Source organism: Chitinophaga sancti, from assembly GCF_034087045.1.
In the GTDB taxonomy this organism is placed as follows: Bacteria; Bacteroidota; Bacteroidia; order Chitinophagales; family Chitinophagaceae; genus Chitinophaga; species Chitinophaga sancti_B.
This window is the reverse complement of sequence record NZ_CP139247.1, coordinates 585,828-604,333: the sequence shown is the minus strand read 5'-3', so window position 1 is coordinate 604,333 and position 18,506 is coordinate 585,828. Positions and strand designations below refer to the sequence as shown.

The 18,506-nt window shown below is 44.3% G+C and carries 13 protein-coding genes; 3 read left to right on the top strand and 10 right to left on the bottom strand.

Annotated elements, in window-relative coordinates; translation table 11 throughout:
* Positions 1 to 94: 94 nt before the first annotated feature.
* From SIO70_RS02495 to SIO70_RS02470, 6 genes are all read right to left on the bottom strand, one after another.
* Positions 95 to 484 carry a DUF1398 domain-containing protein gene (locus tag SIO70_RS02495; protein ID WP_320579158.1) on the bottom strand — a complete coding sequence of 130 codons (390 nt, stop codon included), beginning with the start codon at positions 482 to 484 and terminating at the stop codon, positions 95 to 97.
* A 60-nt stretch (positions 485 to 544) separates the two neighbouring features.
* On the bottom strand, positions 545 to 1,300 hold the full coding sequence (locus tag SIO70_RS02490) for a helix-turn-helix transcriptional regulator (RefSeq protein WP_320579157.1): 756 nt from the start codon (positions 1,298 to 1,300) through the stop codon (positions 545 to 547).
* 157 nt (positions 1,301 to 1,457) lie between these two features.
* On the bottom strand, positions 1,458 to 1,859 hold the full coding sequence (locus tag SIO70_RS02485) for a hypothetical protein (protein WP_320579156.1): 402 nt from the start codon (positions 1,857 to 1,859) through the stop codon (positions 1,458 to 1,460).
* 249 nt (positions 1,860 to 2,108) lie between these two features.
* The gene (locus SIO70_RS02480; protein ID WP_320579155.1) at positions 2,109 to 2,420 is read right to left on the bottom strand and encodes a YHS domain-containing protein; all 312 of its coding nucleotides are present in this window, start codon (positions 2,418 to 2,420) and stop codon (positions 2,109 to 2,111) included.
* Between the two features lie 6 nt (positions 2,421 to 2,426).
* Positions 2,427 to 2,645: a hypothetical protein gene (locus tag SIO70_RS02475; RefSeq protein WP_320579153.1), complete on the bottom strand. Its 219-nt coding sequence runs from the start codon at positions 2,643 to 2,645 to the stop codon at positions 2,427 to 2,429.
* 98 nt (positions 2,646 to 2,743) lie between these two features.
* Entirely contained in the window at positions 2,744 to 4,801 is a 2,058-nt protein-coding gene (locus tag SIO70_RS02470; protein ID WP_320579151.1) for a M13 family metallopeptidase, read from the bottom strand.
* A gap of 133 nt (positions 4,802 to 4,934) precedes the next feature.
* Here SIO70_RS02470 and SIO70_RS02465 point away from each other — a divergent pair, with 133 nt between their 5' ends.
* A complete protein-coding gene (locus SIO70_RS02465; protein ID WP_320579149.1) occupies positions 4,935 to 5,438 on the top strand; it encodes a hypothetical protein in 504 nt (167 codons plus the stop codon).
* 18 nt (positions 5,439 to 5,456) lie between these two features.
* Positions 5,457 to 6,716 carry a replication-associated recombination protein A gene (locus SIO70_RS02460; protein WP_320579147.1) on the top strand — a complete coding sequence of 420 codons (1,260 nt, stop codon included), beginning with the start codon at positions 5,457 to 5,459 and terminating at the stop codon, positions 6,714 to 6,716.
* Between the two features lie 41 nt (positions 6,717 to 6,757).
* Here SIO70_RS02460 and SIO70_RS02455 read toward each other — a convergent pair whose 3' ends face one another.
* The 4 genes from SIO70_RS02455 to SIO70_RS02440 form a co-directional block, all read right to left on the bottom strand.
* A complete protein-coding gene (locus tag SIO70_RS02455; protein WP_320579145.1) occupies positions 6,758 to 7,867 on the bottom strand; it encodes a hypothetical protein in 1,110 nt (369 codons plus the stop codon).
* A 35-nt stretch (positions 7,868 to 7,902) separates the two neighbouring features.
* Positions 7,903 to 9,072 (bottom strand): hypothetical protein, encoded by a 1,170-nt coding sequence (locus SIO70_RS02450; protein ID WP_320579143.1) that lies wholly within the window; start codon positions 9,070 to 9,072, stop codon positions 7,903 to 7,905.
* Positions 9,073 to 9,493: 421 nt separating this feature from the next.
* Entirely contained in the window at positions 9,494 to 11,860 is a 2,367-nt protein-coding gene (gene pbpC, locus SIO70_RS02445) for a penicillin-binding protein 1C (protein ID WP_320579141.1), read from the bottom strand.
* A gap of 265 nt (positions 11,861 to 12,125) precedes the next feature.
* Positions 12,126 to 17,609, bottom strand: coding sequence for an MG2 domain-containing protein (locus SIO70_RS02440; protein WP_320579140.1), 5,484 nt, complete (start codon positions 17,607 to 17,609; stop codon positions 12,126 to 12,128).
* 439 nt (positions 17,610 to 18,048) lie between these two features.
* On the opposite strand from SIO70_RS02440, the gene SIO70_RS02435 reads away from it, so the two are divergent.
* A complete protein-coding gene (locus SIO70_RS02435; protein WP_320579138.1) occupies positions 18,049 to 18,492 on the top strand; it encodes a GNAT family N-acetyltransferase in 444 nt (147 codons plus the stop codon).
* Positions 18,493 to 18,506: the final 14 nt, after the last annotated feature.

The window sequence follows — 18,506 nt, the reverse complement described above, 5'->3', positions numbered from 1 at the left end:
TTAATACAATCCGCACATTATTTTTTTGAGAAGCCACCAGCCGGGTGTTCACAGCACCTGGCTTTTTAGTCTTCAGAAATATAAGCCATTTTCCTTATTCCGGTATCCTCTCTTCCAACATCATTCCCCCCTCCACATCAAAATAACTACAACTCATCTCCCCTATACTCACCACCCATTTCTCTACCCCACTTTCCGCACACATCCTACAAAACCCCATATAATCACTCTTCCCATCCTGATGCTCCTTCAAACCTTTCTTAAAACCAGAAATATCACTCACCTTTTCCACTTCCAAAAAATCATACTTTTCCTCGGAAATAACCGTCCCTCCATTCTCACTATAATAACTCGTATGCCCATCTGATACATACGTCTCATACCTCACCACTCCCAGCACTTTCAAATCCCTGATATACTGAGGAAAATCAGCTCCCGATTTCACCTTTGCATGTGCATCTTTAATCTCTTGTAATGTAAACATTGCTATAGTAATTTATACAAAGATCCTCTCCCCTCTAAAAACCAAATTGTAAAAAATCGTTTATCTCAACTCCTCCGGCGTTTTCCCCGTAAACTGCTTAAAATCCTTTATAAAATGCGCCTGATCAAAGAACCCATATTCATAACAAATTTCCGTCAATGACCAAGCAGTCCCCAACCCTTCCATCACCGCGTTAAAACGCACAATAGATGCAAACTTTTTAGAAGAGGTACCGACCAATTTTCTAAACCGCTTTTCAAACGGACTCTGACTAATAAATAACTGATCCTGCAATGCTTTAATCTTTATTGTTCCTTTAGTTGCATATATTAATCGCACCGCCTCCATCACCAACTTATCCATGGAGATCTGTCGAAGTAGCGATAAAAAGAATCTGTTCATCACAGCTATCCGCTCTACATCATTAGTCGCCATAGCCAGCCTCTCTTCTGCTTCTCTTACTTTCAAGGGAGGAAATATGTAATCAATCCCAATGCTCTGATTAAACAATTCATTCGCCGGACTAGCCGTAAAATGCAACAACCCGGTCTCAGTAAAATATACCAACACCGTTCCTATATCAGGAGAATTCTTAAAAACCTTAAATGAATTGGTCATCCCGGAAATGCCGGAAATAGATAATGGGGTAACATAAGTGGGCTGCACTAAAGACAAAAGTCCTCTATATTGAAACCCAATAACCAGACTTGTAGAAGGAAAAATTGTATACTCCTCAGCCAGCGTATTCTCTGCGATCACATAATATTTAATATAAGGAGCAAGGGCGGCTGTTGGAGAAACCTTGTCAAATCTCATATATGTCGCTACAACTAATTGTTAATACGTTGGTAATCCTCTGGTAACACTGTCATAATATTAACTACCGACCTTCAGGTTAATAATCTGAACGTAAGCGTAGATTTTCATAAGCTGTTTAACTGACCGTCCCGGGAATTATCCCGGGATGTTTCTTTTAAAAAACCCTGACAAACTTCTTACTGGTATAGCCCTTATTCACCGCCTTTAACCAGTCGTCCACCCGGATTGTAGAATCACTCGTCTTCTCTACCTCCAGATATTGAGACAAAGAATCGGTACTGATAATGAGCTTTACCTTGCTCCCATCAGCAATCACTTTATAGGTGCCTGTAGTACGCCATGATTTAGTCGAATAGGAGACCTGTCCGTTTACATCAAAAGAATACGTCGCAGAATCCGCAGCAGCAACCGCCTGCCAGGTGGTATCGGGCTGTTTCATACTGGCGGCCAGTTCCCAGGAACCGGTCACATCGATAGAAGGCGTTGCCTCCGTATCATTTTTCTCACAGCTGCAGAAGAACGTGATTAGCAGCAGCCACGTAAATATAGATCTCATGCGCACGTGTTTGTATGATCAATTAGAACGCGAAATACTATAAGAAGTTACATCGGGTTGGAGACGAAAAAAGGCGGCTGGTCGATTTAGAAATGTTAAAGCCTGATTGACAATCAGTGCGTTATGCTCAAAAATGCTTATGTACTTCAAGGGAGTACTCCCATGATCTTCAAAAGGGGCTTTATGACATCTCACTCCGCCGGAAATAATTCCCAACGTCGCTAAGTATACTAAATGCTATATGGATCCTTACAGACCCAGTTTAGCTGCATATTTCTCCGGATTCTTATCGAATACCCTTTTACAGGTTGGGGAGCAAAAATGCACTGTATCATTCTTATAAACGCTAAATTCATGGTACGTAGTATCATAAGGCATGCCACACACCGGATCACCCACTTTTCCTGCGATCGGCTGCAAAGCTGTCGTATCCTCAGCTGGCTGAGTGACAGTACTCATTGCGGAGTCTGCCTTTGCGGCAGCTTTCTCAGAAGATGGTTGATTGCAGGCAAAAAATACACCTGCTGCTATCGTTGCGAATACTATAGAGATCTTTTTCATCAAATGTTAGTTTTCTTTGGTGATACGCAACACTAATACGCGGAAGTAAAGTTTGATGATCATGGCCAGCACCAGGCTACCCATAATAGCGGTTGTTATGATCAAACCCTGGGCGGTCAATGCCAGATCAGCAAAAGCCGGGAGGTAAGGTATTGCGAGTACGACCAATGCTAAGATGAAGATATTGCGTAATTCCGTGCGGTATTGTCTGAAGATGCCTGTCATATGGATCTAATTTACATCTGGTGAAAGGATACTCAAAATTACAAAAAAAAAGCTTTTGCCACCGGCAAAAGCTTTTTTGAAATAGAGAAGATATTATTTTACCAGATTACTACCCTCGCAGTATCTGCCAGTTTCATTTTACCACCAGTACATCCCCACGCATCATTGAATTCTTTCAGATGAGGCAGCGGGCCATCTATACGGCTGCTAGCCGGTGAGTGTGGATCTGTTTGCACCTGGTTGCGCAGCGCAGCTTCTGTACTGTTGCCATGCCATACCTGTGCCCAACCCAGGAAGAAACGCTGTTGCCAGGTATATCCATCAATCTTTGCAGGTTCCGGTTTACCCTTCAGGGATTTTTCCAGTGCGTGGTAAGCCAGTGTCAGACCACCCAGATCTGCGATGTTCTCACCGATTGTCAGTGCACCATTGATATGGAAGCCAGGCAATACCTCGATACCGTTGAAATAACGGATATAACGGTTAGCCAGTGTCATGAAGTTCTTACGATCTTCAGGCGTCCACCAGTTGGTCAGGTTACCTTCTGCATCGAACTGTGAACCCTGGTCATCAAAGCCATGGGTAAATTCATGCCCGATTACCGCCATGATGCCACCATAGTTGATCGCATCGTCTGCATCTGCATTGAAGAATGGAGGTTGCAGAATACCAGCCGGGAATACAACTTCGTTGTTGAGTGGGTTGTAGTATGCATTAACAGTCTGTGGTGTCATTTCCCACTCTGACTTATCCACAGGTTTGCCGATCTTTTCGACCTCTTCCTTGTGTTTGTAGTTGGTAGCTGCCACAATATTTTCGATCAGGGTACCTGGTTTCACATCAATGCTGGAATAATCTTTCCACTTATCAGGATAACCGATTTTGTAAGTGAAGGATTTCAGCTTTTTGTGCGCCATTTCTTTGGTAGCAGCACTCATCCATTTCAGGCTGTCCACTCTTTCTCCATATACGGCACGAACGTTTTCGATCATTTCAGAAACCTTCTGTTTGGAGCTTTCAGGGAAATACTGTTTTACAAACAGTTTACCCAGTGGGTAGCCCATAGTACCGTCGGTAGCACGAATAGCGCGTTCCAGGCGAGGTTTTTGTGCTTTGGTTCCACGCATTACGGTTGCAAAGAAATGGAAGTTTTCCTGGTCGATGGCCTTAGGCAGGTAACCTGCAAAGCGGGACAGGGTCTGCCAGCGTGCATATGTTTTCAGGGTTTCCAGCGGAGTCGCTTTCACCAGTTTAGCTGAATTGGTAACATATGCCTTGTTTTCCAGGATGATGGTATCGACTTTCACCTGTTGTACTTCAGCATAACCATCCCAGTTAAATTCCGGAGCCAGTTTTTTCAGCTCGGAAAAAGCCACCTTATTATAAGTAGCCACCGGGTCACGCAGCTGTACGTTGGTGAGTTGCAGTTTCGCCAGTTTGGTTTCGAAGTCCAGGATCGTCTGACCTGGGTTTGCATCTTTGAAACCTGCCTGGGAGAATTGTTTATCTATATGCTTTACGAATTCATCGCGTACCGCTTTGGTAGCGCTGTCTGTTCTTTCATAATAGCTTCTTTCGCCGAGGCTGAGACCGCCCTGGTTCTCGTATACAGCATTCATCTTACTGTTACGTGAGTCAGCGCCGATGTAGAAAGTGGCTACTGTGCTGATACCCAGGTTCTGGAGTTCACCAGATACTTTTGCCCAGTCTTCCAGTGACTGGATAGCATTAATCTTATCCAGGTAAGGCTGTAACGGGGTCATACCCAGTTTTTCGATGGTAGCAGTATCATAAAAGGAGCGGTAGAAATCGGAGATCTGTTGCTCTTCAGTACCCTTTTTCAGGTCTTTTTTAGCGGCCAGATCCAGGATAATGCCTTTCAACCTTATTTCTTTGTTCTGTTTATCAAGAACATTGAATGCGCCCCAACGGCTTTCTGTAGAAGGAACCGGGTTTTTCTTCTTCCAGTTGCCGTTTACAAAGTTGTCGAAATCGTCGCAGGGATTCACAGTACTGTCAATGGAACTTACGTCAAACGCGGGAATTTTTAGGGTGTCCTGGTTTGTCCCCGCCTGTTCTGTTGTGGTGTGGTTGTTGCAGGCCGTCCATGAGATGGCAGCCAACAACGATAGTTGTAAAGCGTAAATGCTCTTCATAAAATAAACAGGTTTAGTATTTAAAGATAGCTAAATCACAGATTGTGTGAGATACGGATTTTACAGACGGCTGTTTTTATCTTGCTATAAGGGAAGATTTAGGTAGGTTTGTACCTCGAAAAACCGGAGATCAATGACTTTTAAGTTTAAATTATTCAGAGGACTGACTGCTGTTAATATCATGTTCTCGACCTTCTTTCTGATGGGACTTGTGATCACACTGTTCACCACCGGTAGCCTGATGATCCTTTCTGCCGGCATCTTTTTAGGAGCTATTTTAATTCATGCTATATTATCTCTCCATCTGCAAAAAGCGCTGATAGATCGTAATATGGTATTGAAAGAAAGTACTCCGGGTGGCATCCGGATCATTGGTGGTATCAGCATCTTTGTAGGTGGATATATTGCATTGGCAGGCTTATCCCTGTTTCTGCTGCTCAAAACAGGTAACCTGGGTCCGTTGGAAGATGTGATCAAACAGCTCCCAACCAGTGAGCAGGGTAAAATGAGAGCCATGCTGAGTCCTATGTCTGTATTTTTCATCCTGATTGGAGTAATAATTGTAACAAATGTGTTGCTCTCTTATTCCTTCCTGAAACAGTGGAAGAACAGGCAGGATGAGGAGCCTTTATTTTAACCCGTTAAGATCTTTTATATGGAACCATTAGCAGAGCGGTTACGGCCTCAGACACTGGATGAGCTGGTGGGACAGCAACACCTGACCGGAAAAGACAGCATCTTAAGCAAGGCCATACAACAAGGTAAAATTCCCTCCATGATTCTGTGGGGACCTCCCGGCGTAGGTAAAACGACCATTGCCAATATTATTGCGCATACCATGGAAGTACCCTTTTATACCCTCAGTGCCATTGCTGCTGGTGTAAAAGAAGTGCGCGAAGTGATCGAGATTGCCCGCAAACAGGGATATGCCGTATTGTTCATAGATGAAATTCATCGTTTCAATAAAAGTCAGCAGGATGCCTTGCTCGGCGCTGTGGAAAAAGGGATCATTACCCTGATCGGTGCAACTACCGAGAATCCCAGTTTTGAAGTAAATGCAGCGTTGCTGAGCAGGAGCCAGGTATATGTGTTGAAACCATTGACTGAAGAAGAGCTCTTACAGCTGTTGCATCAGGCCATGGAAAAGGATGAGTGGTTAGGCAGCAGAAAAATAGAACTGAAAGAAACGCGGGCAATGTTCAACATCTCTGGTGGCGACGCCCGTAAATTGCTGAACTTATTTGAGCTGGTGGTGAATACCCTGCAACAGGAATCTCCTATCGTGATCACTGATCAGAAGGTGATGGATATTGCACAACAACGGGTAGCTATCTACGATAAGTCAGGCGAACAACATTACGATATCATTTCTGCTTTCATTAAGTCTATCAGGGGCAGTGATCCGAACGCAGCCGTCTATTATCTGGCAAGGATGATAGAAGGTGGAGAAGATGTGAAGTTCATAGCGAGGAGATTGTTGATTTCTGCTTCTGAAGATATTGGAAATGCGAACCCCAATGCATTGTTATTAGCCACCAGTTGTTTTCAGGCGGTGACGATGATCGGGTATCCCGAAGCTAGAATTATATTATCGCAGTGTACCACGTATCTGGCGTCTTCTGCAAAGAGCAATGCAGCTTACATGGCGATCAACAACGCCTTGTCCGTAGTGAATAAAACCGGTGATCTGCCGGTGCCGATGAATATCAGAAATGCGCCGACAAAGATGATGAAAGAAATGGGGTATAACAAAGGCTATGAATACTCTCATGATTATGAAGGCAATTTTTCGCCACAGGAGTACCTGCCAGAGCAGATCAAAGGAATGAAGCTGTATGATCCGGGGAAGAATGCCAGGGAAGATGAAATGAGGAAGCACCTGAGAGGGTTGTGGAAAGAAAAATATGGATATTAAAAAAGGCGTCCCGGATCCGGGACGCCTTTTTAATAAAAGTGCTATTGTTTTATGAATTTGTAGTAATATATCGTCCCGTTATAGTCGTTATTTGAATTGTTGTAAGACAAAATCATATACTTGTCTGTCAGTTCAGCTAAATGATAGGTATCATAACCAAAATCTACATTTGAAGAAGCGTCATAGATCACTGTAAACTTTTTGGTGGCCGGATCGTATGAAAAACCTCCCTGTTCAGAATCGGCACTATAATTCAAATTATAGACATAGTTACTACAGGTTGAGGTATTCATATCCAGGTACCCATAATTATTTGAATAGGTATAGGTAAATGAGTAGTTATCGAAACTGTAAGAAGAGTGGTAAATATTTTTATAATAAGGAATAGTTAACGTCGATCCAAAAGATAGTTGATCATTATTACAATCAAAGTTTTGGGTATAATTATATAAGGTATCCACCTGGTAATCTGTATACTCCCAGCTGCCATTATAATAATAATTTTGACCATAGTAGTTCCAGGTACCAGCCAGTGAATCGGTCCATTTATCGCTACCTTCAGGCAATACCAGTACTGTTGCAGTAATTGCATCACTTACACGACCCAGGGTATCATACGCTGCATACTTTACATAGAAAGTATCACCCTTGATGGTAGCAGGTAATTTGAATACGATGGTAGAATCAATATAACCATCGCCGTTACCACGGGCATTTGGTGTTTTAGTAGCAGCAGCTCTCGCTTGCTTTGCCGCTTTTCTCAGACCGTATGCCTGTGTATAATCAATTTTGAAATAAGAAGCAGCACCTGCTATCTGTACATAGTAACCTGCTACATTGCCAGATACGTTTGGCGGATAGATGATCAGGAAACGGCTTTTGATCACTGTATACGTTTTATTGTACAGGGAATCCAGTACCGGTGCACTTGCATCAGCTGACGCTGTAGGAAATGTACCTGTTATACTGCTGCCATAAGCTACTTTCAGACTGGCAGTCAGGGTATCTGCATTGGCGATGCCGCTGGCATAGGTTGTTACTATTGTAGTATCGTGTACTGTATTTGTTATAGTGGTGGTGGTTCCTTCCTTTTTGCAGGCATAGAATGCTACAACACTGGCTAACACACCTGATAATATAATTTTCTTCATAAGTTTAATCTAAATTCAGTTTGGAAAGTGTGTAGTTATTTATTGAATTCGTACATGTACAGGTACTGGTAGTCAGAAGTCTCATTATCATCATATGTCAATACCAGTTTTGAGGCAGTCAGTTCAGTTACATAATAATAATAGTAGTCGAAATCGAGGTTTGAACTGTTGTTACTTTCACTGTTATTGTGGATGAACATCAGGCGATGTTTGGACGCATCATAAGAAATAGCACCTGTTTCGATACCATTATAATTATTTGAATAAATATATGCATAGCTGCTACAAGTCGAATTATCCAGGTCCAGGTTTCTGTAACCACCGCTATAAGATGAGGAATAGGTATACTGACTATTGAACGTGAACGCCCAATGATAAATCCATGCATAGCTAGCCAGGTAAATATCAGTATCCACTTCGGATGCTGTCAGGGTATTATTGTTGCAGGTATAGTACTGCTGGGTATAAGGATACAGCGTATCAACTATCCATTCATTGTCATAGGAACTGGTACCATAATATTTATATCTTGCATAATTCCAGGTGCCAGCCAGTGAATCGTTGAATGTAGTACTTCCCTGGGGTAATACGATCACTGTAGCTGTAACAGGTTTACTTACACGGTTTAAGGTATCATACGCCGCATACTTCACATAGAAAGTATCGCCTTTGATGGAGACTGGTAATTTGATTACAATTGAAGAGTCGATATAACCCTCGCCGCTACCACGAGCAAATGCAGGCAATTGAGAGGCCTTTTTCGCACCACTTGCTGCCAGCTTTGCACGCATCGCTGCTCTTGCCGCTTTACGTTGTGTATTCGCAGTGGCGTAATTTACTTTGAAATAAGAACTGGCACCTTTGATCTGCACATAATAGCCAGCTACATAGCCTGAAAGATTTGGCGGATAGATGGTTAGGTACTGTCCTTCTATTACACTATAAGTTCTTTCGTACATGGTATCCAGTACGGGGGCATCTACAGATGTTGATGCGGATGGTAATACGGAATCAGCGACTTTGGTGGAATAACCCACGCTGATTGCCGCTGTCAGTGTATTAGCGTCCACCTGACCGCTCCACCAAACAGTCTTATTGATAGTGTCATTCACTGTGTTGGTAACAGTGATGGTTTTATCCTCCTTTTTACAGGCATAGAAAACCAGGGCGCCAAGTATGGCACCAATTAAGTAAATTTTCTTCATAGATAAGGGAATAAATATTTCAAGTAAAAATAATGTAAGGAAAATCTTTATCTAGTATCTTCTGATATCTGGTAGGTAGGCAAAAAAATAACCAACTGAGAGCCAGGTGGTTAAAAATATTATCAATCTTAATTAATGTATAACTGGTCAGCTTTGTTCCAGGTATTTTTTATAGTATGTGGTGTCAGCAGTTTCTTGCGAAGAAGAAAATGCTGACACCACCGGGCTGGTATACCTTCATTCATTGATGTAATAGGTTTCATAATGAGGATATTTGTATTACCCTCACTTTGTCGTATCCGGTTTAAAGTCAGGAAAAGTGGTCGTACCGTTTAGATTGACAGTTTTTTACAGGCAAAGACTAATAGCACATGGACTACAATCATGTAGTTTAAGTTCATTTTTAGATTAACAATGAATTTTACTTGTCTTTTTCTTTCGCTAAAATTTCAAATGGTACATGTACCTCAGCGCCTGTTTCATCTACCAATGTGAGCATATGCTTACCTGGTGCCGGGTGCAAAGCCATCTGGTGAAACTCTTCTGTAGTACCGATAAAGTTATTGTCCAGGTGCCAGAAGATCTTTGCTTTTGTATCCCGGTGGGTGGCTGTAAATACTGCTTCTCCAGGTATGCCGTCTATTTCTATAGGTACATATATACGTGCATTGGGTCTGGGATATATTACTTCCATCGTTGGCTTATCAGCTGATAAGGTCGCGATACAATCGGGCCGGTATGGAGGTAATGCGGCATAGTTATGCCGGGTACGATAATAGAATTCCATAGCTGGTGGTAATACAAACCAGGGTACATGTTGCATCATGGCAGGCGATTCACAATTCGCTGTTACGCGGTATTGGCCTGTATGATCTAAATGTATTAACTGATGATAAGGACATACCCCTGAACGTAATCCATTCACAGGCACCCATAGCGAATCCTTGTCTGGACAGAGATCGCTTGCCCTGTAGCCACTTTGTTTACACACTTCTACTTTTCTTAACTTGCTATAAGGCGTCGTAAACCAGCCACTGGTATGTAGTAATCTGAATACATCAAACATCACAGGGGCTGCTGTCGCTACGCCCAATAACCCTGGTCTCCCTTCTCCATCTGCATTACCGATCCATACACCTACTACATATTGTGGCGTGACACCTATGGCCCATCCATCTCTGAAACCAAAGCTGGTACCTGTTTTCCATGCTACTCTTTGTGAAGAGGATAACTGTTGCCAGAGCATTTCCTCCCCCGGTCTCATTACGTCTTCCATTGCCTGGAAGGTGTACCAGATTGCACCCGCATCCAGCACTCCATAGTCTGTAGGTGCATGTTCTGAAGGTCTTTTTAATCCATGTATATAGTTGGGTGCATGAATGTCATCTGCATCATACTTACCATTGTATTGATCTAAATGTAATAGGGTACGCGCCATGCTTGCATACATGCCAGCCATCTCCCACAGAGTGGTTTCTCCACCACCTAAGATCAGTGATAAACCATAGTGATCTGCTGGCTGACGCAATGTGGTAATACCCATTTTCTTCAGTAATGCATGAAAACGTTCATAACGATATTGCTGTAGCATTCGCACCGCCGGAATATTCAGTGACCTTGCCAATGCCCTGCTGGCGGGTACTGCACCATCATATCCCAAGTCAAAGTTCTGTGGTGTATACCCTGCAATCTGTGTAGGAATATCCGGCACTAAACTATGTGGCAGTATCATGCCATCCGTCATCATCGCTGCATACAACACTGGTTTCAATGTACTACCCGGACTGCGCGGACTCTGTATAATATCGACATGGCTTTCCATTTCTGGATCTTTAGGATGATAGATGTTTCCTACATAAGCGAGTGTATTGCCCGTTTCTACATCCAATACAATGGCTGCAGCGTTGTTAATGCCATTCGCTTTGTAAATATTGTGATAGCGCTCTACAATGTTTGCTACATTTCTTTGCAGATCACCTTCCAGTGTGGTTTGGATACGGGTGCTACCTGTGCGGTAATCTTTGCGGAACCTGTCTAGCAAATGTGGTGCATCCTGCGGCAATGCCTGTGGCTGATCTGGTAAAGGTTCTAATTTAGAGAGTGTACAGGTCACGCTATCAATGGTTTTATTCTTCCACAGCCTGTTTAAAAGCTGGTTTCTTTTCGTGAGTAAAATCTGCCTGTTACGACCAGGGTGTACTAATGCCGGACTATTGGGCAATACTGCCAATGCCGCTGTTTCACCCCAGGATAATTGTTCTGCACCACGGCCATAATAGCGCCAGGAAGCTGCTTCCAACCCTACTACGTTGCCACCGAAAGGTGCATTGCCAGCATATAATTGTAAGATGCTTTTTTTAGAATAAGAGAATTCAAGACGTGTAGCGAGGACCGCTTCGATCAACTTTTGAAATACAGTACGGGGTTTATTGCGCGAGAGGCGGATCACCTGCATAGAGAGGGTACTACCTCCGCTGATAACTGTGCGGTGTTGTATGTTTTGTTTGAAAGCACGGGCAAGGGCTATGATATCCACACCCCAGTGGTAATTAAAACGTTTGTCTTCGTAAGCGATAATACACCGTGCAAATTTTTCAGGTACAGGTTTATCAACAGGGAATCGCCATTGGCCGTCTGTGGCAATAGTAGCGCTGAGCAGCCTGCCGTTGTTGTCTTCTATTACAAAGGAAGTAGGGGCCGTAAATAAACGGGAGGGGAGACAAAAAATATATATTATTAACAAGATGGAAGCAACAATCAACCACCATTTTCTTTTACGCAACCACATAGAATTCTTTTTAAGCCGGCCGCCACCCTCGTGGCAAAAAAAATGAGCGTGCATCAAAAATAAATGAACCTCCTTAGAAGTTCTGAAAGGACTACCTGGCTCCATTAGGTATCCGAATAAAACGCAGGATGTATCAAAAATAAATGAACCTCCTTAGAACTGTATCAATGGAAACCTGGCTCCATCAGGTATTCGAATGAAAAGAGCGTGTATCTTACTTTTGATACACGCTCCATTTTATTGAGAGGAAGTAAATTTAGTCAATTTACTTCGTACTTATATCTACCCATTTACCTGGCAGGAAGGCCTGTATGGTATTGTCATACATCGCTTCACAATTCACAGCCGGCAGGTAATAATGCCCTAAGTAAGCTGCATTCAGCAATACATTGTATGTATGTGTTTTACCTTCTTCAATATTGAAATAAGTATACACCCTGTCGTCACGAATATCCATAAATGTAAACGGTGAATTATGGAAGGCGCTATCGCTTTCCAGCAGGCGTGTATTGATCACCTCCCATCCACTTGGGAAGATCTGTGTCAATGCCATCTGCTCATAATATCCACGCTTACCAGGGTTTGTGATCTTCACAGTCGCCATGAAGTCTGTACCCTGGCGCAGGTTCGTTACATCCAGCGGATGACCGTCACGTGTGCTATAAGTTACTGACAGCCCTAATACTTCAGGATTGTTTGGCACAGTTGGCTCCTGCCCTGCATCCGGACGACCCTGCAGGATCAGTCTTGCATACAGTATATTACCACCGGTGTTCTGCACACTTACATTGCCAGTGGTAGTGGTTACAACCGGGATCTGTGTGATGTAAGAGGTGGCATTTACAGTGGTCGCTTTACCATTCAGCTTGTAAGTAAAGGTAGCTTTAGCGCCATTCTTGTTCGTACCACAGAACTTCGCAATCGCAATCAATGTATAGGCTGTGGTCTGTGTGCTATAGTAATCGTCTTTCGACATAGCAGCAGCCAGTTCTTTCACCAGTTCATTGCCACGTGTTGTCTGGCCTAAGGTGGTGAGTGTTTCCAGTATCATCGCCTTATCGCGGGTATCAGAGCCAAAGGTGCCACCTAATTGTTTATAAGGTTTTACACTGGTTGGTAAATTTCTGATCAGCATATTTGATACTTCCGGTTGACCAGCAAGTTTGTAAGCTGCAGCCAGTCTCCATTTCGCTGCATCAGAAAGATATGCGAACTCTTTCAGACGGTTCATCGCACCTAACTCAGGCACCCTGGCCAGTGCGAGCAGATACAGGCGATATGCCTGTGTGAGATCGCCACCATAGAAGTTGGTGCTGCGTGGTGTCCAGGATGCTGCTTTGTTACGTTGGTATTTCTTCCATTGGTCCAGCATACTTGCAGGCAGTTCGTACCCTCTTGCCTGTGCTTCCAGCAGGAAGTGACCGGCATAGTTTGTACCCCACTCATCTGATTCTGCATTACCCGGCCAGTAAGCCAAACCACCGTCGGATGTCTGGAAGCCTTTCAGCCTGTTGATCGCCGCTTTGATGTTGTGATCTGCATTGGCAGCTTCACTGCTCTTCAGGTCTACCAGCTGGTTCAGTACCAGTTGCGGGAAGGCCGCAGAAGTAGTTTGTTCTACACAACCATGTGGATATTGTACCAGGTAATTCAGGCGTTTGGCCAGGTTCATCGGAGGCACGGTAGATATTTCCAATACACCGGTATTGGTGCCTGCCATACCTGCTGGTTTGTAATCGGCAGTCCAGCTTTGACCACCTGTTACAGTTCCATCCTGTACGGTGGTGATCAGAGGATTTGGATTACGTACTTCCAGTTCAGTTTGTTCTTCTGCTTTCGCAGCGCCGCTGGTAGCTGTTACTTTTACTTTGGCCACACCTACGGCAGCTTTCACTTTCACATCGAAGTACACCAGTTGTTCACCCGGTTGATTGAAGGTAACGGTCTTCGTGCTTTCACCCACCACTTCGAGCAGGGAGCTGGTAGCCAGTGTTACTTTCGCTGATTTGATATTGTTTTCCAGGCCGAATACGGTAACTGGTAATTGAATAGTTTCAGATGGACCTAATACTCGTGGCAGTGATGTAAGCAGCATCAGTGGTTTCTTCACTGCTACTACTTTTTCAGCAGCACCATAAGCACCATCCTGACCTGCTACTACCATCGCTTTCACAGAACCAATGTACGGAGGCAGTTTGAAGTTGTGTGTTTTCTTCTCACCACCTTTCAGGGTGAATGGACCCATGTATAATACAACTGGTTTAAAGCGGTTTGCTTTTGCAGCGCCTGCATTTCTGTTCAGACCTTCGTCACCACCGATACTCAGAATGCGTTCCATATCACCACCCCATGCACCGATCACGTAGTCGAAAATATCCCAGGTCTTTACACCCAGTGCTTCTCTTGCATAGAAGGTACTATGTGGATCAGGTGTTTTGAAGCGGGTCAGATCCAGCAGACCTTCATCAACAATGGCGATGGTATAGGTCATGGATTTGCCTTTTGCTTCAGATACGGTGATGCTGGCGTTCTGTTCAGGTTCTAGTTTATCGGCCATGGTGATCACCGGACTGAGAATGGTATTTGCATCTTCGATTGTCAGTGGTATTACACCATACATACGGATAGGCAGATCGTTTGCTGTTTGTGCATGTGGTTGCAGCAAACTAATGTTTACGTATATATTAGGCGCCATCGTTTTGTCCACCTTGAAGCTGAAGGTGGTTTGTCCTTTCTTTGTATTGACCCAGAAGGATTTCAGCACCTTGCTGCCTGATTCAATGCTGATGAGGCCACGACCACCTTCACTACTTGGAATGGTGAGGTTCACGTCTTCACCAACATTGTACTTACTCTTGTCAGAAGTGAACACGAGCATAGAAGCTTCAGAAGGATTTTCTTTCTGCACTCTTTCAGCCCAACCGGGGTAATCAATATATACTGACTTGCCGGTGGTATGTCCGCTCTTCAGGTCTTTCACTCTTACGAGGTAACGGCCCCAGTCAGGAGAGTTGATCTGCAGGTCCCAGGTACCTTTACCATTATTGAGCGCGATGGTTTCCTTTTTCAACAGCTGGTTGTAGCTATCCTGGGTAAAGTTGGTAAAGTCGTCTTCACCATCTTCATCCCACCACCAGCGCCAGCGAACTTTGTACAGTTCTACCTGCACACTGCTGGAACCACGTACCAGGTTACCATTGTTATCCACATTTACAATACTGATATGGTGTGGCTGGTCAGTGAGCAACATACCTGTAGTACGATCTCCTTCCGGCATGCGGATACCTGCATAGGTAGAGAACGGATTGTATGGCATAGAGAAGTGGTCGATACTGAAATCGCCACCTGGCTCGAATACTTTGATTTCGAAATTAGCTTTCAGCTGGCCCGGAGCAATTTTGCCCAGTGGCAGGTTTACTTTTACAGGGGCCGTACCGTTCTCACTAAGGGCGCTTTCGAAGATGGTTTTATCTTCAGCCTCAAAGTGAGTGACAGGGTCATCGAAGGTATAGCCGGCAAAGTTTTTAAAGCTGGTAGCCTGTTGGGTAAGCGATACATCGACTTTTGCTTTCAGGTGCTGGGCAGTAGCGCCAAACAACCATTGTGCACTCAGTGTACCTTCAGAAGCATCGTCTTTGGACAGGGTAGTTCTTGTACCAAAGTCCAGTTTTACTTTCAGCCTGTTGGGCTTTACAGTTTCAATGCGCAAATTTTTAGTAAAGAGGGCGCCTCCTACTTTTACTTTCGCCGTCCAGTTACCAGTGATATCGTCAGGGTTGGTAGCGGTGATAAAGTTATAGAAGCCGTTTACAGATTGCAGGGCGTTGATCTTTCTGTACAGCTGTCCTTTCGGGTTGTACAGTTCCAGGGTAACCGGGTGATCAGCAGGTAATTTCTGTTGTTTATCTTCCAGTATGAAGGTAAGGTACAGGGTATCGCCAGGGCGCCATACACCACGTTCACCGTAGAGGAAGCCTTTGATACCGCTTTGTACTTCTTCCCCTTTCACATCGAAACGGCTCAGGGGGAGTGAGTTACCGTCGTCCAGTTTCAGGTAGCCTCTTTCATCACCTTTCTTAGCGATCAGGAGGTAAGGTCTGCGTTTCAGATCGAAATTTGCGAGACCATCGCCATCGCTCTTGGTTTTGAAGATCACCTGGTTCTGGTAGTCGAGCAGTTCCAGTTCTATACCCATTAATGGTTTGGTATCGCGGATGTCGGTAACGGCAATGAGCATGCTGTTGTCATTCCCTCTCTTGGCAGTCAGACCGATATTGGAAGAGAATACGTTGCGCGATGCCCATCTGTCTTTGTTGTAATAAGAGTTAGAGCAGGCATCGTCGCGGGTTTCCCAGTTATAACCGTATGGATAGTAGCTATCGTAACGGGACCAGAAGTCATCGTCTTCGTCGATCTTTTCGCCATAGCCATCACTGTAATAGTCTTCTTCAGACTGTTCTTCTTTTTTGGTATTGTCAGTTTTAGCACCGCAACCCATGAGTGAGTAGGCTTTGCGGAAGCCGATGGTCACGCGGTAGATGGCGCCTGGTTCGGTGCGGAGCAGTTGATCCAGGTCGAGGAAGAAGCGGTTACGTTTATGAAGATTGAGCGACTTGTCGGTATCGAGGCGAATGGTTTTTTCAACCACCGGACGACCTACACGACGCAGGTCCTGCGTACCATTCAGGTCATTTCTTTGCAGGTATTGCGGAATGTTGTTTTCGTAGATCTTGATGATGGTCACATCTACGGCACTGAGGTTCACAGCTTCGAAGGGGAACACCAGTTTATTGCTTTCCGGGAGCACTACCCCTTTGCCGGGGATAGATACGGAAGGTTGAATATTTTCGAAATCGATATTGGCGGAGAAGCTTTGTGGCAGTTTATCGTCATAACTGTTCAGGATACCCTCGTTGATCACAACGGAGAAGCTACCTTCCAGGCGTTTAGGTGCGAATACTTTTACTTCACTGCCTTCGATGGTATAGCGCAGGTCGCTAACACCGCTGATGCCGATGAGGCCATCGAGGGTTTGAGCTACGCTAACGGGATCGGAGAATTGTACAAGAACGTATTGTTCAGGATCAACGATTGCTTTTACATCGAGCACTTTGAATTCACCGATGGCCGGGATTTCAATTTGCTTTTTGCCTGATAGATCAACTTTGAGCGGAGCGCCGTTCCATTCAAGGTCCAGGTTCCATCCATCCTGGGCACGGGTCAGGTTTTCGATGGTGAACTTAGATGTTCTTTCGGCGGCATTGTGTTCCCATTTGATAGGGAAGGATTTGCTACCGGTGTGGGCGGTGACTACTTTTTCGATCTCTTGAGGATCTTCGGCATCAGCAGTAACGATGGCGCCGGTGTAGATCATTTTTTCGCGGGAGGTATTGTTGGCTGATTTAAGGCCAAAATCCTGCAGTTCGTACGATGGCGACATGACACGGAATTCGAAGTCGAAAGAGCGAGGGGCTTTTTCGACATTGATGACTTTTCCGAGTCTGAAAGTAGCGGTGTAGGTTTTGCCGGGCGTCAGGTTGGCATCCGGACGAAACTCAATCGTAGTGGCGTCTACCCAATAGGCCTTACCCTTGATGGACGGGCTGAAATCGAAGAGTTCTTCGGTGACAGGCTCATTTTGGGTGTGGGTAACGTTTACATTACTGGATAGCTGTACCCTGATAGTACTTTGTTTGGAAATTACACCGGCGGTATAGGCATCGATGTATTTTGCCAGTTCAGGGTTCATTGCTTTTCTGGATTGTTTGCAAGCTGAAAAACATGACATTAACAGACAGAAAATACCAGTAAGGATGGCAATATTTCTTTTGGGATGCATGTGGATAAATGCTGGTTTAAGATATAAAGGTATGTTAAAATATATTTTAATAATTAATATGGTGGAGCCGGGGTTGGGTTTACAATCTGATTACGAACATATAGGTCACATATATAGTCCTCCCCTTTTCCTGCCCTGGAATATTCGTGGCTATTCCCGGAAGCTGTTCCAGGTAAGGCTTACGAAGGTATTTGTCAGGTTCAATGTATCCATGACAAGAGATCCAGGGCTCGTCAAAGATAAGGAAAGGAGTGTCTTTAACCAGCCGTAATGCCAATAAACTCATTTTGAAGGAGTGAATATGGCTTTAGGACTGATAACAATCATCACATTTATTAAATTTGTCAGCATGATACAGTGGTTTACCAAATCCTTTGAGGAATTAACGAATAGCGAGTTATATGCCATAATGCAGGTACGTTTCAATGTCTTTATCATAGAGCAGAACTGTATGGCGGAAGACCTGGATGATTATGACCAGAAAGCCCTGCACCTGTATGGGATGGAAAACGGGGAGGTCGTGGCGTATACCAGGATCTTTGGTCCGGGAAAGAAATATGAGCAGGCGGCGTTTGGCAGGGTGCTAACGGCGAAGGAAGCACGGGGCAAGGGAGTTGGAAAGGAGTTGATGAAGCGTACGCTCGACGTAATAGCAGCACATTATGGCAAGGTGCCGGTGAAGATCAGTGCGCAGTCGTACCTGCTGAAGTTTTATAGTGAATTAGGTTTTGAGCAGGTGAGTGAGGAATATGATGATTATGGGTTGCCGCATATTGATATGATACGGCATTAAATAAGGGGGAATCA